Source organism: Enterobacter cloacae complex sp. IR5401 (genome assembly GCF_049238425.1).
Lineage (GTDB): Bacteria > Pseudomonadota > Gammaproteobacteria > Enterobacterales > Enterobacteriaceae > Enterobacter > Enterobacter hormaechei_C.
Genome location: NZ_JBMKHN010000010.1, coordinates 70,252 through 93,025, shown reverse-complemented (window position 1 = coordinate 93,025; position 22,774 = coordinate 70,252). Strand labels below are relative to the sequence as shown.

Sequence of the window (22,774 nt, the reverse complement as noted above, 5' to 3'; positions counted from 1 at the left end):
TTACTCTCCGTAACTCATTCGCCTGAGCGGGGGACTATTACAACCGCTTCATTTTTGCGCCAACGCCCCCAGAGACGATGACCAATGGCGGAATACATCGCGCCCGCAACCACGACAAACGCACCGAGATAACCCAACAGGTTGAGCATCGGCTTGACGAAGACATCGGGCCAGGCCATTGATAATAAATCTGAAAATAACAGCGTAAACAGCGGGGTAAGCGTGATTAAGGCGCTCACCTGTGCTGCCTGCCAGCGCGCCATGGCTTCAGCCAGCGCGCCATAACCGACCAGCGTATTCAGCCCACAAAAAATGAGGCACGCCAGTTGCCAGTCGCTGAGCTGGGTAATTACACCCGGCTTCGCTAAAGGCAATAATGCCAGTGTACACAAAGTGTACAGCAAAAAGAGGATCTGCTGTGAGGCAAGACGGCGCAATAACACCTTTTGCGCGACGCCATAACTCACCCAGACCGTTGCTGCGCCCACCCCAAAAATGACACCCCAGGTGTAATCCGTCAGGCGGGTAAAAATCTCAATCAGGCTGGTGTTAAAGAACATCACCAGCCCGCAAAGCAGCATACTTGCCCCGATGATCTGCGTGCCGCGCATCTTCTCCTTGAGGATGAATACGCTGGCGACCATCATGCCGACCGGTGAAAGCTGACCAATCACCTGCGACGCTGTAGGGCTAAGATATTGCAGGGAAGAGCTGAACAGAATGAAGTTACCGAACAGACCGCCCGTCGCGATAGCCAGTAACACCAGCCAACGCGGTTTTCGAAAGATGCGCAGCGGTGGCAGCTTACCTTTGACGGCCAGAATGGCGCCCAGGCCTATGCTTGCCATCAGGAAGCGATAAAACACCACCGTCGGTGGCTCCATGACTTCCAGTACCTGCTTCATTGCAATTGGCAGCGCACCCCAGCACATTGCGGTAGTGAGCGCCAAAAGAATACCAATGCCGGCCTGCTGCTTCATGCCCGTTTTCCCTACAGAAAATTTTCCGGGTTTCCAATGTAAAAAGCCCCGCAACACGTTGCGGGGCTTTAATCCGTTACCGGACCGAGAAAACCTTACTCAGCAACGATGCTGATGTATTTACGGTTGTTCGGGCCTTTAACTTCAAATTTCACTTTACCGTCTGCTTTAGCAAACAGAGTGTGGTCACGACCGCAACCTACGTTGGTACCCGCGTGGAACTTGGTGCCACGCTGACGAACGATGATGCTACCCGCCAGAACGGATTCGCCACCGAAACGCTTAACGCCCAGGCGTTTAGCTTCTGAATCGCGACCGTTACGTGTGGAGCCGCCAGCCTTTTTATGTGCCATTTAAATCTCTCCTCAGGTCTTAGGCGCTGATGCCAGTAATTTTCACATCAGTGAACCACTGACGGTGGCCCTGCTGCTTACGATAGTGTTTACGACGACGAAACTTAACGATTTTAACTTTCTCGCCACGACCGTGAGCAACAACTTCAGCTTTGATAACGCCGCCATCAACGAAAGGAACGCCGATTTTGACTTCTTCACCGTTTGCGATCATCAGAACTTCAGCGAACTCAACAGATTCGCCAGTTGCGATGTCCAGCTTTTCCAGGCGAACGGTCTGACCTTCGCTTACTCGGTGTTGTTTACCACCACTTTGGAAAACCGCGTACATATAAACTCCGCTTCCGCGCACATCCTCGTATGATTCAGAGTGCGCTATAAATATTCACAATAGGGCGCGAATATTACGCAAAACGCGAGCCTTTGACAAGTGCTACCATCAATACATGAAGAAAAAAAACACAACACGTACGGTAACGTTTATCTGAGCCGTTTTTTCAGTACAATCAGCAATACTATTTATAAACCGAAACCCTTTGTGTACCCATCTCGTGTGGGATAAACAGGATAAAAAGCCCGGCTTTTGCGATGAATTTAGAAAAAATCAATGAGTTAACCGCGCAAGATATGGCGGGTGTGAATGCAGCAATCCTGGAGCAACTCAACTCTGACGTTCAGCTGATCAATCAGTTGGGCTATTACATCGTCAGCGGCGGCGGTAAACGTATTCGTCCGATGATTGCCATTCTGGCCGCACGCGCGGTTGGCTATCAGGGAAATGCCCATGTCACGATCGCGGCGCTGATCGAATTTATCCACACCGCCACCCTTCTTCACGACGATGTTGTGGATGAATCAGACATGCGTCGTGGCAAAGCCACCGCCAACGCCGCGTTTGGTAATGCGGCAAGCGTTCTGGTAGGCGATTTTATCTATACCCGAGCCTTCCAGATGATGACAAGCCTTGGCTCGCTGAAGGTGCTGGAAGTGATGTCAGAAGCCGTGAACGTTATCGCTGAAGGTGAAGTCCTACAGCTGATGAACGTCAACGACCCGGACATCACCGAAGAAAACTATATGCGGGTGATTTACAGCAAGACCGCACGTCTGTTCGAAGCCGCCGCGCAGTGCTCTGGCATTCTGGCTGGCTGTAGCGAAGCGGAGGAAAAAGGCCTTCAGGACTATGGCCGTTACCTCGGCACCGCGTTCCAGTTGATTGATGATTTGCTGGACTACAGCGCGGATGGCGAAACGCTCGGTAAAAACGTCGGCGATGACCTGAACGAAGGCAAGCCAACGCTGCCGCTGCTCCACGCGATGCGCAATGGTACACCAGAGCAGGCGAAAATGATCCGGGAGGCTATCGAGCAGGGAAATGGACGCCATCTTCTGGAACCGGTACTGGAAACAATGGCAATCTGCGGCTCCCTGGAATGGACGCGTCAGCGCGCTGAAGAAGAAGCGGACAAAGCCATCGCCGCTATTCAGATCATTCCCGACAGCCCATGGCGTGATGCGCTAATCGGCCTCGCGCACATCGCCGTCCAGCGCGACCGTTAATCCCTCATCATCTCCCTGCCCCTACGCAGGGAGACTCCAGTACGCTCCAGTAAATTACATTTACGCGTAAGCCCATCGGGTTACAGGCCGTATGTATAAAGCCGTGCCTTATTCTGAATATTGCTTCTCGTAACATGAACTTTTTAGAACAGATGTTCGAAGTGAGTATAGTAATGCTGTCTTTTCACACGAAACGACGTGGACGATAACGAACACAAGGACAGCATTATGGATACAAAATTCATCGACTGGCATTCTGCTGACATTATTGCGGCACTGCGTAAAAAAGGAACTTCGCTGGCTGCCGAATCACGTCGTCATGGGCTGAGCTCGTCGACGCTGGCAAACGCCCTGACCCGCCCATGGCCGAAGGGGGAACTGATTATCGCGACGGCGCTGGATACGCATCCGTGGGTGATATGGCCGTCACGCTACCACGATCCCATCACCCATGAATTTATCGACAGAACGCGCATGATGCGCCAGAGCAAAACGAAGAAAGCGCATCAGGACTGATGCACCAGAATTGACAAGAACAGCAATCCCCCGGCCTGTTCTGGCAGGGGGGTGCCGGAATGATTACTCGCCCTTCACACGCTCGATATTTGCACCCAGCGCGCGCAGTTTATCCTCAATACGCTCGTAACCACGATCGATGTGGTAGATACGATCGACAACGGTAGTCCCTTCCGCAATACAACCTGCCAGTACGAGGCTCGCAGATGCGCGCAGATCGGTCGCCATCACCTGCGCACCGGACAGTTTTTCAACGCCGTGGCAAATTACCGTGTTGCTTTCAATCTCAGCATGCGCACCCATACGGATCAGTTCCGGTACGTGCATGAAACGGTTTTCGAAGATGGTTTCCGTGATGAAGCCCGTGCCTTCGGCCACCAGGTTCAACAGCGTGAACTGTGCCTGCATATCCGTCGGGAATGCCGGATGTGGCGCAGTACGCACGTTAACGGCTTTAGGACGCTGCCCGTGCATATCCAGGCTGATCCAGTCTTCACCGATTTCAATGTCCGCACCCGCATCGCGCAGCTTCGCCAGCACCGCATCCAGGGTATCCGGCTGGGCGTTACGGCAGACAATCTTACCGCCAGAAATGGCCGCGGCCACCAGGAAAGTGCCGGTTTCGATACGGTCTGGCAGTACGCGATACACACCGCCACCCAGACGTTCAACGCCTTCGATGGTGATACGGTCTGTGCCCTGCCCGCTGATCTTCGCTCCCAGCGCGACCAGGAAGTTTGCAGTATCCACGATCTCCGGCTCACGGGCGGCGTTTTCGATGATGGTAGTGCCTTCTGCCAGCGTAGCAGCCGACATGATGGTGACCGTTGCGCCCACGCTCACTTTGTCCATGACAATGTGCGCGCCTTTCAGACGACCATTGACGGATGCTTTAACGTAACCCTCTTCCAGCTTGATCTCCGCGCCGAGTTTTTCCAGGCCGAAGATATGCAGGTCAACGGGACGCGCGCCGATAGCGCATCCGCCCGGCAGTGAAACCTGTCCCTGACCGAAGCGCGCCACCAGCGGACCAAGCGCCCAGATGGACGCACGCATGGTTTTCACCAGCTCATACGGCGCTGAGAAGTTGTTCACGTTGCTGGCATCGATCCAGACGGAACCGTTACGCTCCACTTTGGTGCCCAACTGGCCGAGCAACTTCATGGTCGTGTCGATATCTTTCAGCTTCGGTACGTTCTGGATCTCTACCGGCTCTTCTGCGAGCAGCGCAGCGAAAAGAATGGGCAGCGCGGCGTTTTTAGCGCCAGAAATTGTGACTTCGCCCTGGAGACGCGTAGGTCCCTGTACACGAAATTTATCCATCGTTTGCTCTCTTATAAATTCAACCGTGCTGCGGGCGTTTCGCCCTCAGCTCAAAAACCGTTTAGTTTGCGATCGCGTGCCCACTCCTGTGGGGTGAACGCTTTAATCGACAGGGCGTGGATGCGGTTATCCGCAATGTATTCCATCAGCGGCGCGTACACAGCCTGCTGTTTCTTCACGCGACTCATTCCGTCGAACATCTCACCCACAGCAATAACCTGGAAGTGACTGCCATCGCCAGAGACGTGGGCTTCCTGAAGGGAGAGTGCATTCATCAGCACAGTCTGGATTTCATTATTTTCCATGGGGTCTACATCATCTGATAGTGAAAACAAGCTCAACATCTTAGAGCAAAGTGGCGCGGTCTTAAACAAGCAAAAAGCCCCGACGCGTAAACTGTCGGGGCTTTCAGAAGTAACGTACTGAAAAAATTAGCGAGGTAATACGTCTTCGGGCAAATTGTAAAGCTGTGCAAGGGTAATCACGTTATCGCTTACCCCCGTCAGGGTGACGCTACTCCCCTGCTTTTTGCCCGTGGCCACCAGGTGCGCCAGCAGGGCGATACCGGCGGTATCTACCCGCGTGACGCCATGGAGATCAATCAGCGTCACGCCCTGCATCGCGTTATGGCGAGCGTCCCACAGCGGGTTAAGCAGATCCTGATCCAGCTCTCCCGTCAGCGTCAACGTCTCGCCGTCACGCGCCCAGCTAAGCTGCTGTGACATTACTTCTTCTCGTCCAGGGTAATTTTCTGACGAGAGATGGACTGAAGCTGAGCCGTCAGGCCATCGATGCCTTTAGTGCGCAGCAGATCGCTCCACTCGTTCTGTTTAGTGGTGATCATGCTGACGCCTTCAGCGATCATGTCGTACGCCTGCCAGTTTCCGGTCTGACTGTTTTTACGCCACTGGAAGTCCAGACGAACCGGTGGACGACCGTTTGGATCGATAATCGTCACGCGAATAGGAATGATAGTGGCATCGCCCAGCGGCTGTTCAGGGGCAATCTGATAGGTCTGCCCGTGATACATCGCCAGCGCCTGGCCGTAAGCCTGTTTCAGGTATTCACGGAACGCCGCAAAGTAAGCCTCGCGCTGCGCCGGGGTCGCGTCTTTGTAGTAACGGCCCAGCACCAGTGCGCCCGCGTACTTGATCTGCACATACGGCAGCAGCTCCTGATCCACCACATCACGCAGATAATCAGGGTTAGAACGGATTTTTGGCTGTTCGTTTTTAAGACGGTCGAAGGTTTTCTTTGCGGCCTCATTCATCAGTTTGTACGGGTTACTCTGATCCGCAGCGTGCGCCGCGGTAAGAGGGGCAATGACCAGCATGGCAACCATTAACAGTCGTTTAAACATGAATAACTTCTCCTGAAATTAATTCGTCGCGCCTGGCGTCGGTTCGACGTTGGTGTGGTCTTCACTCTGCGCAGGGGCATCGTCAGACTTTTTATCATCCCCTTTACTGTTGTAAAGGAACTGACCAATCATATCTTCCAGCACCATCGCTGACTTGGTATCCTGGATTACGCTACCGTCTTTAAGGATAGTCGTTCCCAGCTCAGGATCTTCAAAACCAACGTTAAGGGCCAGATATTGCTCCCCCAGCAGGCCAGAGGTGCGGATAGAAAGCGAGCTGGTGTCCGGAATGTGGTTATAGCGCTCTTCGATATCCATCGCCACGCGTGGCAGATAGGTTTTCTCATCAAGCGTAATGTCGGCGACACGTCCGATAACGACGCCACCAATACGCACCGGTGAGCGCGCTTTCAGGCCGCCGATGTTATCGAAAGTCGCGTAGATACGGTACGTCGGCTCGGCGCGAACAGAGGTGATGTCCGCCGCTCGCAGGCAGATGAACAGCGCGGCCAGCAGCGCCAGAAGCAGAAACACGCCAACCCAAATTTCATTTTTTCTCGTTTGCATGAACTCAATTCCCAAACATCAGTGCGGTGAGCACAAAATCCAGACCTAAAACGGCCAGCGACGAATGTACGACAGTACGCGTCGTTGCACGGCTAATGCCCGCCGACGTCGGAATGGCATCGTAACCATTAAACAACGCAATCCAGGTAACCGTCACAGCGAAAACCACGCTCTTGATCAGACAGTTCACCAGATCCATCCGCAGATCGATGGCGTCCTGCATGGCAGACCAGAAGAATCCGGCATCAATGCCTTTCCAGTTAACGCCAACCAGCGCGCCTCCCCAGATACCTACCGCCACAAAGAGGATAGTCAGTAACGGCAAGGAGATAACCCCGGCCCAGAAGCGCGGCGAGATCACCCGGCGCAGCGGATCGACTGCCATCATCTCCATACTGGAGAGCTGCTCGGTGGCGCGCATCAGGCCAATTTCCGCCGTCAACGCTGACCCGGCACGCCCGGCGAACAGCAGCGCGGCAACCACCGGCCCGAGTTCACGCAGCAGCGAGAGCGCCACCAGCATGCCAAGGCTGGTTTCCGCGCTGTAGGTTGTCAGTACCAGATACCCCTGCAACCCCAGCACCATGCCAATAAACAGACCCGACACGATGATGATAAGCATCGACAGCACGCCGACGTTATAAAGCTGCCGCACCAGTAACGGCGCATGCTTGCGGAACTCCGGTTTGCCGACCAGCGCGTTGAACAACATTAATCCGGCACGCCCGAACGTACTGATGGTTTTTAGGCCACGGTGTCCAAGACCCGCCAACGCATTTAACAGCATGAGTGGCTTAACTCCCTATTCCCAGTAAATCGTCATGATAGTCGCCCGCCGGATAGCGGAAAGGCACCGGCCCATCTGCGATACCGTCCAGGAACTGCCGCACGCGCGGATCGCCATTCTCCTGCAACGCCTGGGCGCTGCCGTGGGCGACGATCTTTTTGTCAGCCACAATATAGGCGTAATCAGCAATGCTCAGCACTTCCGGCACGTCGTGGGAAACCACCACGCAGGTGACGCCAAGGGCGCTGTTCAGCTCCGAAATTAACTTCACCAGCACGCCCATGGTGATGGGGTCCTGCCCGACGAACGGTTCATCGAACATGATTAAATCGGGTTCCAGGGCAATAGCACGCGCCAGCGCGGCGCGGCGCGCCATCCCACCCGAGAGTTCGGACGGCATGAGTTTCGCAGCCCCCCGCAGCCCCACGGCTTCAAGCTTCATCATCACCGTGCTGTGCAACAGCGCAGGAGGAAGATGGGTGTGCTCACGCAGCGGATAGGCCACGTTGTCAAAAACGTTCATATCGGTGAACAGCGCACCCGACTGAAAGAGCATGCTCATCCGTTTGCGAACCGTGTAGAGGCGCGAGCGAGACATCGCCGGGACGTTTTCGCCGTCGAAGAGAATTTCGCCGCTGTCAGGGGGGATTTGCCCGCCGATAAGACGCAGCAACGTGGTTTTACCGATCCCTGACGGCCCCATGATGGCGGTGATTTTACCGCGCGGCACGGTCAGCGAAATATCATCAAATATTAACCGGTTGCCACGAGAAAAACTGACGCCCCGGACATCGACTATATTCGCCATCGTTTGGCTCATTTATGGTTCCTTACTTACCTTGCTTCACGGCTGGCATGAAGCGTAAATCAGCCCTAAACCCCGCATTTTTACAGAATATTCACTATTGGGGTTAGCGAAAGCTGGCATTTGTTTTACTTTTCCGGCGCATAAAGTCAAAATTAGGAATTCGTCACGTCTCAGACTTCATCTGGCGCTAAAATTCGTGCGCAGTGGACCAGCGAGTATACCTGAAGAAAGGACTTTTGATGCTTTTAGCAACAGCACTGTTAATAATTGGTTTACTGTTGGTGGTCTACAGTGCTGACCGTTTGGTCTTTGCCGCATCCATTCTCTGTCGACTCATTGGCATGCCGCCCATCATTATCGGCATGACGGTGGTCAGTGTAGGCACATCGCTTCCTGAAATCATCGTTTCTGTTTCAGCCTCGTTGCATGGCCAGGTTGACCTCGCTATCGGCACCGCGATTGGCTCTAACATCGTCAATATCTTGCTGATTTTAGGCTTAGCCGCATTACTGCATCCATTTCGCGTACATTCCGATGTTTTGCGTCGTGAATTGCCGCTAATGTTAGTCGTCAGTCTGCTGGCGGGCTATGTGCTTTATGACGGGGTGCTGAGCGTCGGTGACGGTATATTCCTGCTCGCCCTGGCCGTGATCTGGTTGCTTTACAGCGTGAAGATCGCACGTCTGGCGGAAAAACAGGGTAACGATAGCCTCACGCGTGAGCACCTCGCCGAGCTGCCCCGGGAAGGGACCTTACCCGTCGCCCTGCTGTGGCTGGGCGTCGCGCTGATTATCATGCCAATGGCCACGCGGATGGTGGTCGATAACGCGACGGTGCTGGCGAACGCGTTTGCGATGAGCGAACTGACAATCGGTCTGACGGTCATCGCTATCGGCACCAGCCTGCCAGAGCTGGCTACCGCCATCGCCGGGGCGCGTAAAGGGGAAGATGATATCGCCATCGGCAATATCATTGGCTCGAATATTTTCAATATCGCGATCGTGACGGGGCTGCCGGCATTAATCTCACCGGGGCCGTTTAACCCTATGGTCTTCACGCGCGATTACGGTGTAATGCTGCTGGTCAGCGTAATTTTCGCCCTGCTCTGCTGGCGGCGAAAAGAGCAGATCGGCAAAGGCGCAGGCGCGCTGCTGACGGGTGGATTTATCGTATGGCTGGCGATGCTGTACTGGCTCTCGCCACTTCTCTCTGGGTAAACGGAAACGCATTATGTCGCAAATAGAATTGCAGCCGGGTTTTGACTTTCAGAAAGCAGGCAAAGACGTTCTGGAGATTGAACGTGAAGGTCTGGCGCAGTTAGATCAGTACATTAATCAGGATTTTAGTCTGGCCTGTGAGAAGATGTTCTACTGCGCCGGTAAAGTCGTGGTGATGGGGATGGGCAAATCCGGCCATATCGGGCGCAAAATGGCGGCGACCTTTGCCAGTACCGGCACGTCGTCATTCTTCGTTCATCCCGGTGAAGCCGCGCACGGTGACCTCGGCATGGTTACGCCGCAGGACGTGGTTATTGCGCTGTCCAACTCCGGGGAATCGAATGAAATCCTGGCGTTGATCCCGGTGCTGAAGCGTCTGCACGTACCGCTGATTTGCATGACCAGCCGCCCGGAAAGCAGCATGGCGCGCGCGGCGGATATTCACCTGTGCGTGAAGGTGCCTAAAGAAGCCTGCCCGCTGGGGCTGGCGCCGACCTCCAGCACAACCGCCGCGCTGGTGATGGGCGATGCCCTTGCCGTTGCGCTGCTGGAAGCCCGCGGTTTTACGCCAGAAGATTTCGCCCTGTCTCACCCCGGCGGCGCGCTCGGGCGCAAACTGCTGCTGCGGGTTAACGATATTATGCACACCGGGGATGAGATCCCGCACGTCAGCAAAGAGGCCTCTTTGCGCGACGCGTTACTGGAGATCACCCGTAAAAACCTGGGCATGACGGTTATCTGCGACGATCTGATGAAGATTCAGGGCATTTTCACCGACGGCGACCTGCGCCGGGTATTCGATATGGGTGTGGATGTCCGAACGCTGGGCATCGCTGATGTAATGACACCAGGAGGGATCCGCGTCCGTCCGGGTACGCTGGCGGTAGATGTACTGAACCTGATGCAGTCCCGTCATATTACCTCAGTGATGGTTGCCGATGGCGACCAACTGCTGGGTGTGGTACATATGCATGATCTGCTGCGCGCTGGCGTAGTGTAATGAAGGATAAGACAATGAGTAATGCGGGTGCATCCCTTGCAACCTGTTATGGCCCGGTGAGCGCCCACATGATGTCAAAGGCGGAAAATATCCGCCTGCTGATCCTCGATGTGGATGGTGTGCTCTCCGACGGTCTGATTTATATGGGCAATAACGGCGAAGAGCTGAAAGCCTTTAACGTTCGCGACGGTTACGGTATCCGCTGTGCGCTCACGTCCGGTATTGAAGTTGCAATCATCACCGGGCGGAAAGCTAAACTGGTAGAAGATCGGTGTGAAACGCTGGGCATTACGCATCTCTATCAGGGACAGTCTGATAAGATGGTAGCCTTCCGGGATTTGCTGGGAAAACTGGCCATTGCGCCAGAGAATGTGGCATACGTCGGGGATGATTTGATCGACTGGCCAGTCATGGCGGAGGTGGGTCTGAGCATCGCCGTGGCTGACGCGCACCCGCTGCTGATCCCGCGTGCTGATTACGTTACCCATATTCACGGTGGCCGTGGCGCCGTCCGTGAAGTCTGCGATCTGCTTCTGCTGGCGCAGGGCAAGCTTGATGAGGCGAAAGGGCAATCGATATGAGTAAAACCAGACGTTGGGTTATCATTCTGCTTGCGCTTGTCGCCCTGATACTGATTGGCGTAAATCTCGCTGACCGCGATGATACGCAAGCGGAAGTGGTTAACACGAGCGACCCGACCTATAAAAGCGATCACAGCGACACCGTGGTCTATAGCCCGGAAGGTGCGCTGAACTATCGCCTCGTTGCTCAGCATGTAGAATATTTTTCAGATGACGGCACCTCGTGGTTTACCCAGCCGGTCCTGACCACCTTTGATACGGACAAAGTGCCGACGTGGTCAATCAAGTCTGACCGGGCAAAACTGACAAATGACCGTATGCTTTACCTGTATGGTCACGTTGAAGTCAACGCCCTGACCGCTGACGCGCAACTGCGAAAAATTACGACGGATAACGCCCAGATCAACCTGGTCACCCAGGATGTCACGTCGCAGGATTTAGTCACCCTGTATGGCACAACATTTAATTCCAGCGGTTTAAGAATGCGCGGGAACTTACGCAGCAAAAACGCCGAGCTGATTGAAAAGGTTAGAACCTCCTATGAAATTCAAAACAAACAAACTCAGCCTTAAAGTTGTTATCGCCAGCGCGCTGCTGGCGGCCAGTCTTCCCGCGCTTGCTGTGACTGGCGACACCGAACAGCCGATTCATATTGAATCCGATACCCAGTCTCTGGATATGCAGGGTAACGTCGTCACCTTTACCGGCAACGTCGTTGTGACCCAGGGCACTATCAAAATCAACGCCGACAAAGTGGTCGTTACCCGTCCGGGCGGCGAGCAGGGGAAAGAGATTATCGATGGTTATGGCAACCCGGCCACCTTCTACCAGATGCAGGACAACGGCAAGCCGGTGAAAGGCCATGCCTCGCATATGCACTATGAACTGGCGAAGGATCTGGTCATCCTGACCGGTAATGCTTACCTGGAACAGCTGGACAGCAATATCAAAGGCGACAAGATCACTTATCTGGTGAAAGAGCAGAAAATGCAGGCCTCCAGCGAAAAAGGCAAACGCGTCACGACCGTGCTTGTGCCTTCGCAGTTGCAGGACAAGAACAACGGTCAGGCTCCGGCAAAGAAAAAGAGTAACTAATTCGTTATGGCAACTTTAACTGCAAAAAACCTCGCGAAAGCGTATAAGGGCCGCCGCGTCGTCGAAGATGTCAGTCTGACCGTCAACTCCGGCGAAATCGTGGGTTTGCTTGGCCCTAACGGCGCGGGTAAAACTACGACCTTCTACATGGTAGTGGGCATCGTCCCACGTGACGCCGGCAACATCATTATCGATGATGAAGATATCAGCCTGCTGCCGCTGCATGCCCGCGCGCGTCGTGGCATCGGCTATCTGCCGCAGGAAGCGTCTATCTTCCGCCGCTTAAGCGTGTTCGACAACCTGATGGCCGTGCTCCAGATCCGTGACGATCTGACCAGCGAGCAGCGCACTGACCGTGCGAACGAGCTGATGGAAGAGTTTCATATTGAACACCTTCGCGACAGCCTCGGTCAGGCGCTGTCCGGTGGTGAACGCCGCCGCGTTGAGATTGCGCGCGCGCTGGCAGCAAACCCGAAATTTATCCTGCTGGATGAACCGTTTGCGGGCGTTGACCCCATCTCCGTTATCGATATCAAACGTATCATTGAACACCTGCGCGACAGCGGGCTTGGCGTACTGATCACGGACCACAACGTTCGTGAAACGCTGGCGGTGTGTGAGCGCGCCTACATAGTGAGCCAGGGCCATCTGATTGCCCACGGTACGCCGCAGCAAATCCTCGAAGATGAGCATGTTAAGCGCGTGTACCTTGGGGAAGACTTCAGACTCTGATAGGGTAGAGGTTAAGTCACGCCGAACCGGAGAAAAACGCTCTGAACATGAAGCAAGGTTTGCAATTACGGCTCAGCCAGCAACTGGCCATGACGCCGCAGCTCCAGCAGGCAATCCGTCTGTTGCAGCTGTCCACGTTAGAACTCCAGCAGGAGCTCCAGCAGGCGCTGGACAGCAATCCGCTGCTGGAGCAGACCGATCTTCATGACGAGGTAGACGCCCAGCAGACGCAGGACACAGAAACGCTCGACTCCGTAGATGCACTCGAACAGAAAGAGATGCCGGACGAACTGCCGCTGGATGCCAGCTGGGATGAAATCTACACCGCGGGTACCCCTTCCGGGACGCGTGCAGACTACCAGGACGATGAACTCCCGGTCTACCAGGGCGAAACTACCCAATCGCTTCAGGACTACCTGATGTGGCAGGTGGAGCTGACGCCTTTCTCCGATACCGATCGCGCCATTGCCACCTCGATTGTCGATGCCGTTGACGACACGGGCTATTTGACCGTGACGCTGGACGAGATTCTTGAAAGCATCGGCGATGACGAGATTGAACTGGAAGAGATCGAAGCCGTCCTGAAACGCGTTCAGCGTTTCGACCCGATTGGCGTCGCTGCGAAAGATCTGCGTGACTGCCTTCTGATCCAGCTTTCGCAGTTTGCTAAAGAGACACCGTGGATTGACGAAGCCCGGCTCATCATCAGCGATCATCTGGATCTGCTGGCGAACCACGACTTCCGCACCCTGATGCGCGTCACGCGCCTGAAAGAAGAGGTGCTGAAGGAAGCGGTGAATCTGATCCAGTCGCTCGATCCGCGTCCGGGGCAGTCGATTCAGACCAGCGAACCGGAATATGTCATTCCCGATGTGCTGGTGAGAAAACACAATGGCCGCTGGGTCGTTGAACTGAACGCCGACAGCATTCCTCGCCTGCAAATCAACCAGCAATACGCCTCCATGTGCACCAGCGCCCGTAACGACGCTGATAATCAATACATTCGCAGCAACCTTCAGGAAGCACGCTGGTTGATTAAGAGTCTGGAGAGCCGTAATGACACGCTGCTGCGCGTCAGCCGCTGTATTGTCGAACAGCAGCAGGCATTCTTTGAGCAGGGCGAAGAGTTTATGAAACCGATGGTGCTGGCGGACATAGCCCAGGCCGTCGAGATGCATGAATCAACCATTTCCCGCGTGACCACGCAGAAGTATCTGCACAGCCCACGCGGTATTTTTGAGCTTAAGTATTTCTTCTCCAGCCACGTGAACACCGAAGGCGGCGGCGAAGCCTCGTCGACGGCCATTCGCGCACTGGTGAAGAAGTTGATCGCCGCGGAGAACCCCGCGAAGCCACTCAGTGACAGTAAGTTAACCACCATGCTGTCCGATCAGGGTATTATGGTGGCACGTCGTACTGTCGCGAAGTATCGAGAGTCTTTATCCATTCCGCCGTCTAACCAGCGTAAACAACTGGTTTGACACAACCGATAAGGAAGACATTATGCAGCTCAATATCACCGGACATAACGTCGAGATTACTGAGGCTTTACGCGATTTTGTAAACACTAAGTTTGCGAAACTCGAGCAGTATTTCGAGAGGATCAACCAGGTCTATGTTGTGTTGAAAGTGGAGAAAGTGACGCATATCTCGGATGCGACCCTGCACGTCAACGGAGGGGAACTCCATGCCAGTGCGGAAGGGCAAGACATGTACGCGGCTATCGACGGCTTGATTGATAAGCTTGCGAGACAGCTCAATAAACATAAAGATAAACTGAAACAACACTAATTGTCCGGGCAGTTAACGGGTGCAGGACGGCCTGTTGTGAAACACAACAGGCCATTTGTACAGTTAGCGCTTAGGTGAAATTATGATAAACAACGATTCCGCTCTTCAACTGAGCAATGTCCTTAACCAGGATTGTACCCGCAGTGGCGTTCACTGCCAGAGCAAAAAACGTGCGCTGGAAATCATCAGTGAGCTGGCCGCAAAACAGCTGGGTCTGCCGCCGCAGATCGTGTTTGAAGCCATTCTGACTCGTGAAAAAATGGGCAGTACCGGCATCGGCAATGGCATTGCGATCCCGCATGGCAAGCTGGAAGAAGATACGCTGCGTGCCGTGGGGGTGTTTGTGCAACTGGAAACGCCTATCGCTTTTGACGCCATTGATAACCAGCCTGTGGATCTGCTCTTCGCGCTGCTGGTTCCTGCCGATCAGACCAAGACCCACCTGCACACGCTGTCGCTGGTTGCCAAACGTCTGGCGGATAAAACCATTTGTCGTCGACTGCGCTCAGCCCAAAGTGATGAAGAGCTTTATCAAATTATCACTGAAGCAGAAGGCAATCAGGATGAGGCATAATCGGGAAAGGGCCTTCAGAACGGCTGCCCTGAGGAGAAACGGAACATGGTGCTGATGATCGTCAGCGGTCGTTCGGGGTCCGGGAAGTCCGTGGCCCTGCGCGCGCTGGAAGACATGGGATTTTACTGTGTAGATAACCTGCCGGTAGTGTTGTTACCCGATCTGGCGCGGACGCTGGCGGACAGGCAAATCTCTGCCGCCGTCAGTATTGACGTGCGTAACATGCCGGAATCGCCGGAAATCTTCGAGCAGGCAATGAACAGCCTGCCGGAATGCTTCTCGCCTCAGCTCTTGTTCCTGGACGCTGACCGCAACACGCTGATCCGCCGTTACAGCGATACACGTCGTTTGCATCCGCTCTCCAGTAAAAATCTTTCGCTGGAAAGCGCCATCGATAAAGAGAGCGATCTGCTTGAGCCGCTGCGTTCGCGGGCCGACCTGATTGTCGACACCTCTGAAATGTCCGTCCACGAGCTGGCGGAAATGCTGCGTACGCGCTTACTCGGCAAGCGCGAGCGTGAACTGACGATGGTGTTTGAATCCTTCGGCTTTAAGCACGGCATACCTATCGATGCGGATTACGTTTTTGATGTGCGTTTCCTGCCGAACCCGCACTGGGATCCGAAACTGCGTCCGATGACCGGTCTGGATAAGCCGGTGGCGGCGTTCCTCGACCGACACACAGAAGTACACAATTTTATCTACCAGACGCGAAGCTACCTTGAGCTATGGTTACCTATGCTGGAAACAAACAATCGCAGCTACCTGACGGTGGCGATTGGTTGTACCGGCGGTAAACATCGTTCGGTCTATATTGCCGAACAGCTGGCCGATTACTTCCGCTCACGCGGAAAGAACGTTCAGTCCCGTCATCGCACGCTGGAAAAACGCAAAACATGACCGTAAAACAGACCGTCGAAATCACCAATAAGCTGGGCATGCATGCGCGCCCGGCGATGAAGCTGTTTGAGCTGATGCAGGGTTTTGATGCTGAGGTGCTGCTGCGCAACGACGAGGGAACCGAGGCAGAAGCCAATAGCGTGATCGCCCTGCTGATGCTGGATTCTGCCAAAGGCCGCCAGATTGAAGTTGAAGCCACCGGCCCGCAGGAAGAAGAAGCGCTGGCGGCAGTGATTGCCCTGTTTAACGCCGGGTTTGACGAAGACTAACGTTCGCCATGTCGGCGGGTAGCGCTGCGCTTACCCGCCTTACATAAGATTATTTCGCTCCATAAACCCTTCCCCACCCAACTGACGCATCTGGCGCATAATCCACGCCTGGCGGCTTCGCACGTAGCCTGACGGGGTGCTGGCCTTAAAACGCAGCGGGTTCGGCAGCACGGCGGCAAGGAGTGCCGCTTCGGACATAGTCAACCTGCTCGCGGGCTTGCCAAAATAGCGCTGCGATGCTGCTTCGACGCCAAACACGCCGTCACCAAACTCCGCGATATTCAGGTAGACGGTCAAAATGCGTTTTTTGCTCCACACCGTCTCGACGCCCAGCGTCAGCCCGGCCTCCAGCCCTTTTCTTACCCAGCTGCGACCGTCCCATAAGAACAGATTTTTTACCGTCTGCTGAGAAAGCGTCGACGCGCCGCGGACGCGGTTTTCATGACGTTCATTATGATCCAGCGCCTTCTCGATAGCCGCCACGTCAAAACCCCAGTGCTCCGGGAATTTCTGATCTTCTGCCGCAATGACCGCCAGCCCCATCCACGGGGAGATTTCATCCATGCCGACCCAGTCTGAGTGGGCAACATAGCCAAAATCACCCGAGAGCCAGGCGCTAATCTGCCGCTCTGCCATCACGGCGGAGAACGGGACGGGCAGGATGCTGAACAGCGCAATGCCTCCGCCCCAAAAAACGGCCAGGACCAGCACAATACGCAGCAGGATCCGTTTTAACCACCCGCCAGGGGATAATTTACGACTCATTCGGTAAGAACCAGCACTCTGTCCACCAGCTTTTCAATGCCTGCGGCAGCCTCAGCGATATTCTGCGCCAGCATATACGCCGGCGTGGTGATGATTTTGTTGTCCTCATCCACCACAATGTCGTCGACCGGGCATGGCACGTGCTCGCCGCCCATATCCTCGATAATTTCAGCGGTATCAATGTCGGTTCCGATCGTGAGCCGCAGCGGGAAATCAAAAATTTTCGGCAGCATGGCTGGCGCAATGCAGATAAAGCCCTGCGGCTTACCTGCCGCATGCATCGCCAGCGATAGCGCTTTCAAATCGGGATCGACATGGCACGCCGCGCCTTCTGTTGCAAACGTGCTCAGGTTTTTTGCCGCGCCAAAGCCGCCCGGCACGATGAGCGCATCAAGTTCAGCGGCATCGGCCTGTGCCAGCGGATGAATATCTCCACGCACAATACGTGCTGCTTCAATCAGCACGTTACGGCTTTCCGCCATTGGCTCGCCGGTAAGATGATTCATTACGTCTGCTTGAGTTTTATCCGGCGCGAAGCAGATAACGTCTGCCCCCTGCCGCGATAATGCCAGCAGCGTTAATACGGTTTCGTGTATCTCTGAACCATCGTAAACGCCACATCCGCTCAGCACGACACCCACTTTCTTCATTCTGACGATCCTTCTAAGCAACTCGCTGAAGCACATTAAAAATTCTGATTAAAACGCTATGCTTCACACATTTCACTGATTCATGTAACAAACTGTTTAAGATTTGCTATCTTATCTGCGTGCGGCCTCAATTTTCAGGCGGCGTCCATGCGAAAACAACCCACAAAAATCAGGCGCAGCCACGATTTCCCTGGTGTTGGCGCAGTATTCGCGCACCCCGGTATAGCCGGGGTCATTTTTTTCTGGCATCTACCCAGGCTTTCAGCACTGCCACATCGTTTTGCCACTCCTGTTTCATCTCTTCGACCCAATCACCTACATTATCTTCCCAGGCAGGTAAATCAGGCGACTGAATCTGTTGGCCCAGTTGCTGGAGATGACGTAACCCGACCGATCCTGCCGCGCCTTTGATTTTATGTCCCTCTTCGACGATGCCCTTCTGGTCACGCGCCGTCAGGTTGGATTCGAGCACGTTCAGATAGCCCGGCATCATTTTTTCGAACACGGCCAGGCCATCGGTGATCAGTTTTGGTCCTACCAGATCGATATACTGCTCCAGCATGGCGGTATCCAGTATCGTTTGGGCTTTGGCGCTATCAACAGACGTCATGGTGCTCTCCTCTTCATCACAGGTATCCCAGAACTTCTTGATCATCGCCGTCAGGGCAGGTACCGCCAGCGGCTTGCTGAGCACATCGTCCATTCCGGCCTCGAGGTACTCTTTTTTATCTTTCAGCACGTTTGCGGTCAACGCCACCAGCGGCGGCAGCTCGTCAGGAGCATATTTGCGCGTCAGCTCGCGGGAGATATCCAGTCCGGTCATGTCCGGTAGCTGAATATCGAGCAGCACCAGGTCGTACTCGCCCGGCGTGAACATCTCCAGCGCGGCTTTGCCGGTCATCGCCACATCCACGCTGTTACCGAGTTTTTCCAGTACCGACCGGGCGACAATGACGTTCAGCTCAATATCTTCCACCAGCAGGACGTGCAGGGCTGGCAGCGGCATATCATCGTTCTCAAACGTATCTTCCACCTCTTCCGCTACGGCAGGCGCATGGACGGTAAGCGTAAAGGTGGAGCCTTTACCCGGCTGGCTGGCAACGGTGATATCCCCGCCCATACTTTTCGCCAGACGTTTCGACACCGCCAGGCCAATGCCCGTACCGGTCGCCGGTTTACCGCCGTGGCTGTCTTTAACCTGATAATACATGGCGAAGATCTTATCCTGCTCTTCCTGAGGAATGCCGATACCCGAGTCCTCAACTTCAAAGTGCAGCATGTCGCCTTCGTCATAGCGAATGCGCACCGCAACCTGCCCCTTCTGGGTAAACTTCACGGCATTGCTGATGAGGTTCCACAGGATCTGCCGCAGCCGCGTGCCGTCCGTCACCACTTTATGCGGCAGCGGCAGCGTCGGCTCCATCACAAAGCTCAACCCTTTTTGCTGGGCCTGCAAACCTGACAGGTTCTCCAGGTCTGCGAGGAAGCCGGTAAAATCAACCGGCTGGTTGTCGAGCTGAACTTTACGGCGCTCCATCTTATCCATGTCGATAATATCATTGAAGATATTGCCCAGCGTGACCGCCGAGACGTGGATCGTTTTGAGGTATTTTTCCTGCTCGCTGGTCAGCTCGGTATCCAGCAGAATGCGGCTCAGCCCCACAATGCCATTCAGCGGGGTGCGCAGTTCATGGCTGATGGTGGAGATGAAGGTGGTTTTATCCCGGCTGGCGCGTTCCAGCGCATCCTGATAGCGCTTACGCTCGGTGATATCACGGCCAAAGCCCATCAGACCATGACGTTTCCCCACCCGGTCGTAATAAGGCACTTTGCGGATCTCAAAGCAGGCTTTGCGCCCGTCAGGATAGTCCAGCCACTGCTCATAGGTCAGCGAAACGTTATGGCGGAAGACCTTTTCATCCGTCTCCATCACTTTTGCTGCCGCCTCTTCGGAATAGACATCCTGAGGTTTCAGGTGGATCAGCTGTTTTTCGCTTTTCCCGGTCAACAGTTCCATGGCCCGGTTACAGCCGGAGAACTCTTTATCTTCATTACGGTAGAACACCAGATCCGGCGACGCATCGAGGAACGAGCGCAGGAAAGAGGATTGCTGTTCAAGCTGGATCTGCGTGACTTCACGCTCTTTCATCTCAATTTTCAGCTGCTCAAGCGTGGTCTGACGCTCGGCTTCCGCCTTCTCACGGTCTGAAATTTCCTGATTCAGCTGGGCAATGTTGTCCTTGAGCTGAACGTTGAGTTTAAGATCGCGCTCGCGCATCTCTTCCAGCTTATCCACCAGTTTCGATAAACGCTGTCGGGACTCTTCCAGCTGCTCAACCACCACGGAGAGGAAATAGACCGCCCATGGGGTGATCAGCAGGCCAAAGAAAATAGAGCGGATCACGTCGATGCTCTCGACCTGACCATGCAGAACCATGGTCACGGCCATTTGCACGACAATGGCCAGAACGACCAGCGCCAGCGCCAGCAGCATGGAAAAACGCACCAGCCCGAGCTTCATCATCAGGTCGACGTAGTACTGGGCCAGCATTCGAATTTGCTTCATAGAGGATCCCTTCACGACTTTATCGCTCAATAATACTCAAATTCACGGCGAGGCGTTGAAGGTTGTGAGAAAAAGTGCGGGGTGAAACAGGAGATTAGCCTCGCCCCCGGGCTAGCGGGAGCGAGGAAGACGTTTTATCAGGAGCGTTTTAGCAGCATCCAGAGGCTGATCAGGAAGAAACTGGCGCTCGGCAACAGCGCGCCGATAATTGGCGGAATGCCATACACCAGTGTCAGCGGACCGAAAATCTGATCGAGGACGTAGAACACGAAACCAAAGCTGATACCAGTTACCACGCGGACCCCCATCGGCACGCTACGTAGCGGTCCAAAGATGAACGACAGCGCCATTAGCATCATCACCGCCACGGACAGTGGCTGGAAGATTTTGCTCCACATGTTGAGCTGGTAACGCCCCGCATCCTGTCCGCTCGATTTCAGATACTTCACGTAGTTATGCAGACCGCTGATGGAGAGCGCATCGGGATCGAGCGCTACCACGCCAAGCTTGTCCGGCGTCAGGTTGGTTTTCCAGGTACCGCTTACGGTCTGCGAACCGGTGATCTGTTTCGGGTTCGTCAGGTCAGATTCATCAACCTGGGATAACCGCCACAGCTTGTTGTTCGCATCAAATTTAGCGGAGGCGGCATAACGCACCGACTGCAAACGACGATCGTTGTTGAAGGCGTAGATGCTCACGCCGCCCAGTTCATCGTCCCCTTTCACGCGTTCGATATAGACGAAGTTCTGACCATCTTTCGCCCATAACCCCTGCTGCGTGGAGAGCAGCGAACCACCGTACATAGCCTGAGCACGGTAGTTACGCGCCATCTGTTCGCCCTGCGGCGCGACCCATTCGCCAATCGCCATGGTCAACAGCACCAGCGGGATCGCGGTTTTCATTACCGACAGCGCAACCTGCATACGGGTAAAGCCAGATGCCTGCATCACCACCAGCTCGCTACGCTGAGCCAGCATCCCCAGGCCCAGCAACGCCCCCAGCAGGGCCGCCATCGGGAAGAAGATCTGCACATCTTTTGGTACGCTGAGCAGGGTGTACATCCCGGCACCCAACGCATCGTAACTCCCCTGCCCGGCTTTTTTCAGCTGGTCGACAAATTTGATAATGCCCGAGAGCGACACCAGCATGAACAGGGTCATCATGATGGTGGTGAAAATCGTTTTACCGATATAGCGGTCAAGTACGCCAAACGCCTGCATTAGATGGCTCCTTTACGCGTAAACCGGGCACGAAGACGACGCACAGGCACCGTGTCCCACAAGTTGAGTCCGACTGCCAGCAGCAGATACAAACCATTCACGACCCAGGTCCAGATCATCGGGTCAATTTTTCCTTTCCCGCCGTTAGACTTGATTGAGGTTTGCAGCAGGAAGAACACCAGATACAGCAGCATCGCTGGCAGCATCGACAGCACGCGGCCCTGGCGCGGGTTCACCACACTCAGCGGAACCACCATCAGCGCCATCATAAATACGGTGAATACCAGCGTGATACGCCAGTGCAGTTCAGCACGCGCACGATCGGTATCGGTATTCATTAAGGTGCGCATATCCATCTGCTCAGTATCCGTTGGATCGAGCGCGACGGCCTGATGACCAATGATGGCCTGGTAGTTATGGAAATCGGTAATACGGAAGTCGCGCAGCATAGCCGTGCCTTCGAAACGCGTTCCTTTGTTCAGCGTGACAACCTGAGAGCCGTCTTTACGCTGAGACAGCTGACCGGAGTCCGCCACCACCACAGAAGGCCGAGCGTTACCTTTCGGGCGCAGTTGAGCAAGAAACACGTCATTGAAGCGGTTGCCATCGACGCTTTCGATAAACAGCACGGAGTTACCGTCGGTCGCCTGCTGGAACTGCCCCTGCGCCAGCGCCGCCAGCCCCGGGTTAGCTTTTGCTTCCGCCAGCACCTCATCCTGATGACGAGAGGAGGTCGGCCCCGCCCACATGACGTTAACCGCGGCAACAATGCCCGTAAACAGCGCCAGCACCATGGCTGCTTTTACCAGTACGGCTTTACTGAGGCCGCAGGCATGCATCACGGTGATTTCACTTTCGGTATAGAGCTTACCCAGGGTCATCAGCAGACCAAGGAACAGGCTTAACGGCAGGATAAGCTGCGCCATTTCCGGCACGCCAAGCCCGAGCAGGGAAAGCACCAGATTCGTTGGGATTTCGCCATCAACCGCCGCGCCGAGGATCCTGACCAGCTTCTGACAGAAAAAGATCAGAAGGAGGATAAAGAGGATCGCCAGTTGGCTCTTCAGCGTCTCCCGAACCAGATATCTTATGATTATCACTTTAAATACGCCCGTTAAAACTCGTCTTATGCAGGAATTTAGCTTGTTTCATGGCTTAAA

The 22,774-nt window shown here is 54.7% G+C and carries 28 protein-coding genes; 13 read left to right on the top strand and 15 right to left on the bottom strand.

The annotated features are described in order from the left end of the window. Nucleotides 1–14: 14 nt before the first annotated feature. From ACOTX1_RS15665 to rplU, 3 genes are all read right to left on the bottom strand, one after another. Nucleotides 15–980 carry a DMT family transporter gene (locus ACOTX1_RS15665; RefSeq protein ID WP_003861826.1) on the bottom strand — a complete coding sequence of 322 codons (966 nt, stop codon included), beginning with the start codon at nt 978–980 and terminating at the stop codon, nt 15–17. Between the two features lie 95 nt (nt 981–1,075). Next, entirely contained in the window at nt 1,076–1,333 is a 258-nt protein-coding gene (gene rpmA, locus ACOTX1_RS15660; protein ID WP_003861831.1) for a 50S ribosomal protein L27, read from the bottom strand. A gap of 19 nt (nt 1,334–1,352) precedes the next feature. Further along, nucleotides 1,353–1,664, bottom strand: coding sequence for a 50S ribosomal protein L21 (rplU, locus tag ACOTX1_RS15655; RefSeq protein WP_003025032.1), 312 nt, complete (start codon nt 1,662–1,664; stop codon nt 1,353–1,355). 257 nt (nt 1,665–1,921) lie between these two features. On the opposite strand from rplU, the gene ispB reads away from it, so the two are divergent. Both ispB and sfsB read left to right on the top strand, forming a co-directional pair. Next, nucleotides 1,922–2,893 carry an octaprenyl diphosphate synthase gene (gene ispB, locus ACOTX1_RS15650; RefSeq protein WP_023314908.1) on the top strand — a complete coding sequence of 324 codons (972 nt, stop codon included), beginning with the start codon at nt 1,922–1,924 and terminating at the stop codon, nt 2,891–2,893. Nucleotides 2,894–3,121: 228 nt separating this feature from the next. Further along, complete coding sequence (gene sfsB / locus ACOTX1_RS15645) at nt 3,122–3,409, top strand: DNA-binding transcriptional regulator SfsB (protein WP_017382732.1); 288 nt, start codon at nt 3,122–3,124, stop codon at nt 3,407–3,409. Between the two features lie 63 nt (nt 3,410–3,472). On the opposite strand, the gene murA is transcribed toward sfsB, so the two are convergent. The 7 genes from murA to mlaF all read right to left on the bottom strand — a co-directional run bounded on the left by murA (nt 3,473) and on the right by mlaF (nt 8,266). After that, entirely contained in the window at nt 3,473–4,732 is a 1,260-nt protein-coding gene (gene murA, locus ACOTX1_RS15640) for a UDP-N-acetylglucosamine 1-carboxyvinyltransferase (protein WP_006812128.1), read from the bottom strand. Between the two features lie 50 nt (nt 4,733–4,782). Further along, nucleotides 4,783–5,037 carry a BolA family iron metabolism protein IbaG gene (ibaG, locus tag ACOTX1_RS15635; RefSeq protein ID WP_003861840.1) on the bottom strand — a complete coding sequence of 85 codons (255 nt, stop codon included), beginning with the start codon at nt 5,035–5,037 and terminating at the stop codon, nt 4,783–4,785. 126 nt (nt 5,038–5,163) lie between these two features. Then, nucleotides 5,164–5,457, bottom strand: coding sequence for a lipid asymmetry maintenance protein MlaB (gene mlaB / locus ACOTX1_RS15630; RefSeq protein WP_003861843.1), 294 nt, complete (start codon nt 5,455–5,457; stop codon nt 5,164–5,166). After that, complete coding sequence (gene mlaC / locus ACOTX1_RS15625) at nt 5,457–6,092, bottom strand: phospholipid-binding protein MlaC (protein WP_003861845.1); 636 nt, start codon at nt 6,090–6,092, stop codon at nt 5,457–5,459. Before mlaC ends, mlaB begins: the two co-directional genes overlap by 1 nt. Before the next feature lie 18 nt (nt 6,093–6,110). Next, complete coding sequence (gene mlaD, locus ACOTX1_RS15620) at nt 6,111–6,659, bottom strand: outer membrane lipid asymmetry maintenance protein MlaD (protein ID WP_003861847.1); 549 nt, start codon at nt 6,657–6,659, stop codon at nt 6,111–6,113. A gap of 4 nt (nt 6,660–6,663) precedes the next feature. Further along, entirely contained in the window at nt 6,664–7,446 is a 783-nt protein-coding gene (gene mlaE, locus ACOTX1_RS15615; protein WP_003861848.1) for a lipid asymmetry maintenance ABC transporter permease subunit MlaE, read from the bottom strand. Between the two features lie 7 nt (nt 7,447–7,453). Next, nucleotides 7,454–8,266: a phospholipid ABC transporter ATP-binding protein MlaF gene (mlaF, locus tag ACOTX1_RS15610; protein WP_003861850.1), complete on the bottom strand. Its 813-nt coding sequence runs from the start codon at nt 8,264–8,266 to the stop codon at nt 7,454–7,456. Nucleotides 8,267–8,493: 227 nt separating this feature from the next. On the opposite strand from mlaF, the gene ACOTX1_RS15605 reads away from it, so the two are divergent. The 11 genes from ACOTX1_RS15605 (at nt 8,494) to npr (ending at nt 16,413) form a co-directional block, all read left to right on the top strand. Then, complete coding sequence (locus tag ACOTX1_RS15605) at nt 8,494–9,471, top strand: calcium/sodium antiporter (RefSeq protein WP_003861852.1); 978 nt, start codon at nt 8,494–8,496, stop codon at nt 9,469–9,471. A gap of 13 nt (nt 9,472–9,484) precedes the next feature. Next, complete coding sequence (kdsD, locus tag ACOTX1_RS15600) at nt 9,485–10,471, top strand: arabinose-5-phosphate isomerase KdsD (protein ID WP_003861853.1); 987 nt, start codon at nt 9,485–9,487, stop codon at nt 10,469–10,471. Nucleotides 10,472–10,485: 14 nt separating this feature from the next. Continuing rightward, nucleotides 10,486–11,052: a 3-deoxy-manno-octulosonate-8-phosphatase KdsC gene (kdsC, locus tag ACOTX1_RS15595; protein WP_003861856.1), complete on the top strand. Its 567-nt coding sequence runs from the start codon at nt 10,486–10,488 to the stop codon at nt 11,050–11,052. Next, nucleotides 11,049–11,624, top strand: coding sequence for an LPS export ABC transporter periplasmic protein LptC (lptC, locus tag ACOTX1_RS15590; RefSeq protein ID WP_003861858.1), 576 nt, complete (start codon nt 11,049–11,051; stop codon nt 11,622–11,624). Before kdsC ends, lptC begins: the two co-directional genes overlap by 4 nt. Beyond that, on the top strand, nt 11,593–12,147 hold the full coding sequence (gene lptA / locus ACOTX1_RS15585; protein ID WP_003861860.1) for a lipopolysaccharide ABC transporter substrate-binding protein LptA: 555 nt from the start codon (nt 11,593–11,595) through the stop codon (nt 12,145–12,147). Before lptC ends, lptA begins: the two co-directional genes overlap by 32 nt. A 6-nt stretch (nt 12,148–12,153) precedes the next feature. After that, on the top strand, nt 12,154–12,879 hold the full coding sequence (gene lptB, locus ACOTX1_RS15580; RefSeq protein ID WP_003861862.1) for an LPS export ABC transporter ATP-binding protein: 726 nt from the start codon (nt 12,154–12,156) through the stop codon (nt 12,877–12,879). Between the two features lie 47 nt (nt 12,880–12,926). Further along, nucleotides 12,927–14,360: an RNA polymerase factor sigma-54 gene (rpoN, locus tag ACOTX1_RS15575; RefSeq protein WP_003861864.1), complete on the top strand. Its 1,434-nt coding sequence runs from the start codon at nt 12,927–12,929 to the stop codon at nt 14,358–14,360. 22 nt (nt 14,361–14,382) lie between these two features. Further along, complete coding sequence (hpf, locus tag ACOTX1_RS15570) at nt 14,383–14,670, top strand: ribosome hibernation promoting factor (RefSeq protein ID WP_003861866.1); 288 nt, start codon at nt 14,383–14,385, stop codon at nt 14,668–14,670. 82 nt (nt 14,671–14,752) lie between these two features. Further along, a complete protein-coding gene (gene ptsN, locus ACOTX1_RS15565) occupies nt 14,753–15,244 on the top strand; it encodes a PTS IIA-like nitrogen regulatory protein PtsN (protein WP_003861869.1) in 492 nt (163 codons plus the stop codon). Between the two features lie 45 nt (nt 15,245–15,289). Beyond that, on the top strand, nt 15,290–16,144 hold the full coding sequence (gene rapZ / locus ACOTX1_RS15560) for an RNase adapter RapZ (protein WP_003861870.1): 855 nt from the start codon (nt 15,290–15,292) through the stop codon (nt 16,142–16,144). Beyond that, nucleotides 16,141–16,413 (top strand): PTS phosphocarrier protein NPr, encoded by a 273-nt coding sequence (gene npr, locus ACOTX1_RS15555; RefSeq protein ID WP_003861872.1) that lies wholly within the window; start codon nt 16,141–16,143, stop codon nt 16,411–16,413. The genes rapZ and npr overlap by 4 nt, the downstream gene beginning before the upstream one ends. Before the next feature lie 39 nt (nt 16,414–16,452). Here npr and mtgA read toward each other — a convergent pair whose 3' ends face one another. The 5 genes from mtgA to lptF all read right to left on the bottom strand — a co-directional run bounded on the left by mtgA (nt 16,453) and on the right by lptF (nt 22,714). Beyond that, nucleotides 16,453–17,178, bottom strand: coding sequence for a monofunctional biosynthetic peptidoglycan transglycosylase (gene mtgA / locus ACOTX1_RS15550; RefSeq protein WP_003861874.1), 726 nt, complete (start codon nt 17,176–17,178; stop codon nt 16,453–16,455). Further along, nucleotides 17,175–17,828 (bottom strand): isoprenoid biosynthesis glyoxalase ElbB, encoded by a 654-nt coding sequence (gene elbB, locus ACOTX1_RS15545; RefSeq protein ID WP_023314910.1) that lies wholly within the window; start codon nt 17,826–17,828, stop codon nt 17,175–17,177. The genes mtgA and elbB overlap by 4 nt, the downstream gene beginning before the upstream one ends. 232 nt (nt 17,829–18,060) lie before the next feature. Beyond that, entirely contained in the window at nt 18,061–20,394 is a 2,334-nt protein-coding gene (gene arcB, locus ACOTX1_RS15540; protein ID WP_000809803.1) for an aerobic respiration two-component sensor histidine kinase ArcB, read from the bottom strand. Nucleotides 20,395–20,531: 137 nt separating this feature from the next. Beyond that, a complete protein-coding gene (lptG, locus tag ACOTX1_RS15535) occupies nt 20,532–21,614 on the bottom strand; it encodes an LPS export ABC transporter permease LptG (protein ID WP_001147540.1) in 1,083 nt (360 codons plus the stop codon). Next, nucleotides 21,614–22,714, bottom strand: a complete 1,101-nt coding sequence (gene lptF / locus ACOTX1_RS15530; protein ID WP_059288128.1) for an LPS export ABC transporter permease LptF — start codon at nt 22,712–22,714, stop codon at nt 21,614–21,616. The genes lptG and lptF overlap by 1 nt, the downstream gene beginning before the upstream one ends. Nucleotides 22,715–22,774 lie beyond the last annotated feature (60 nt).

What these genes read in the sequence shown, in the direction of transcription:
- ACOTX1_RS15665 (WP_003861826.1), bottom strand. Translation starts at nt 980, where the DNA reads ATGAAGCAGCAGGCCGGCATTGGTATTCTTTTGGCGCTCACTACCGCA.
- rpmA (WP_003861831.1), bottom strand. Translation starts at nt 1,333, where the DNA reads ATGGCACATAAAAAGGCTGGCGGCTCCACACGTAACGGTCGCGATTCA.
- rplU (WP_003025032.1), bottom strand. Translation starts at nt 1,664, where the DNA reads ATGTACGCGGTTTTCCAAAGTGGTGGTAAACAACACCGAGTAAGCGAA.
- ispB (WP_023314908.1), top strand. Translation starts at nt 1,922, where the DNA reads ATGAATTTAGAAAAAATCAATGAGTTAACCGCGCAAGATATGGCGGGT.
- sfsB (WP_017382732.1), top strand. Translation starts at nt 3,122, where the DNA reads ATGGATACAAAATTCATCGACTGGCATTCTGCTGACATTATTGCGGCA.
- murA (WP_006812128.1), bottom strand. Translation starts at nt 4,732, where the DNA reads ATGGATAAATTTCGTGTACAGGGACCTACGCGTCTCCAGGGCGAAGTC.
- ibaG (WP_003861840.1), bottom strand. Translation starts at nt 5,037, where the DNA reads ATGGAAAATAATGAAATCCAGACTGTGCTGATGAATGCACTCTCCCTT.
- mlaB (WP_003861843.1), bottom strand. Translation starts at nt 5,457, where the DNA reads ATGTCACAGCAGCTTAGCTGGGCGCGTGACGGCGAGACGTTGACGCTG.
- mlaC (WP_003861845.1), bottom strand. Translation starts at nt 6,092, where the DNA reads ATGTTTAAACGACTGTTAATGGTTGCCATGCTGGTCATTGCCCCTCTT.
- mlaD (WP_003861847.1), bottom strand. Translation starts at nt 6,659, where the DNA reads ATGCAAACGAGAAAAAATGAAATTTGGGTTGGCGTGTTTCTGCTTCTG.
- mlaE (WP_003861848.1), bottom strand. Translation starts at nt 7,446, where the DNA reads ATGCTGTTAAATGCGTTGGCGGGTCTTGGACACCGTGGCCTAAAAACC.
- mlaF (WP_003861850.1), bottom strand. Translation starts at nt 8,266, where the DNA reads ATGAGCCAAACGATGGCGAATATAGTCGATGTCCGGGGCGTCAGTTTT.
- ACOTX1_RS15605 (WP_003861852.1), top strand. Translation starts at nt 8,494, where the DNA reads ATGCTTTTAGCAACAGCACTGTTAATAATTGGTTTACTGTTGGTGGTC.
- kdsD (WP_003861853.1), top strand. Translation starts at nt 9,485, where the DNA reads ATGTCGCAAATAGAATTGCAGCCGGGTTTTGACTTTCAGAAAGCAGGC.
- kdsC (WP_003861856.1), top strand. Translation starts at nt 10,486, where the DNA reads ATGAGTAATGCGGGTGCATCCCTTGCAACCTGTTATGGCCCGGTGAGC.
- lptC (WP_003861858.1), top strand. Translation starts at nt 11,049, where the DNA reads ATGAGTAAAACCAGACGTTGGGTTATCATTCTGCTTGCGCTTGTCGCC.
- lptA (WP_003861860.1), top strand. Translation starts at nt 11,593, where the DNA reads ATGAAATTCAAAACAAACAAACTCAGCCTTAAAGTTGTTATCGCCAGC.
- lptB (WP_003861862.1), top strand. Translation starts at nt 12,154, where the DNA reads ATGGCAACTTTAACTGCAAAAAACCTCGCGAAAGCGTATAAGGGCCGC.
- rpoN (WP_003861864.1), top strand. Translation starts at nt 12,927, where the DNA reads ATGAAGCAAGGTTTGCAATTACGGCTCAGCCAGCAACTGGCCATGACG.
- hpf (WP_003861866.1), top strand. Translation starts at nt 14,383, where the DNA reads ATGCAGCTCAATATCACCGGACATAACGTCGAGATTACTGAGGCTTTA.
- ptsN (WP_003861869.1), top strand. Translation starts at nt 14,753, where the DNA reads ATGATAAACAACGATTCCGCTCTTCAACTGAGCAATGTCCTTAACCAG.
- rapZ (WP_003861870.1), top strand. Translation starts at nt 15,290, where the DNA reads ATGGTGCTGATGATCGTCAGCGGTCGTTCGGGGTCCGGGAAGTCCGTG.
- npr (WP_003861872.1), top strand. Translation starts at nt 16,141, where the DNA reads ATGACCGTAAAACAGACCGTCGAAATCACCAATAAGCTGGGCATGCAT.
- mtgA (WP_003861874.1), bottom strand. Translation starts at nt 17,178, where the DNA reads ATGAGTCGTAAATTATCCCCTGGCGGGTGGTTAAAACGGATCCTGCTG.
- elbB (WP_023314910.1), bottom strand. Translation starts at nt 17,828, where the DNA reads ATGAAGAAAGTGGGTGTCGTGCTGAGCGGATGTGGCGTTTACGATGGT.
- arcB (WP_000809803.1), bottom strand. Translation starts at nt 20,394, where the DNA reads ATGAAGCAAATTCGAATGCTGGCCCAGTACTACGTCGACCTGATGATG.
- lptG (WP_001147540.1), bottom strand. Translation starts at nt 21,614, where the DNA reads ATGCAGGCGTTTGGCGTACTTGACCGCTATATCGGTAAAACGATTTTC.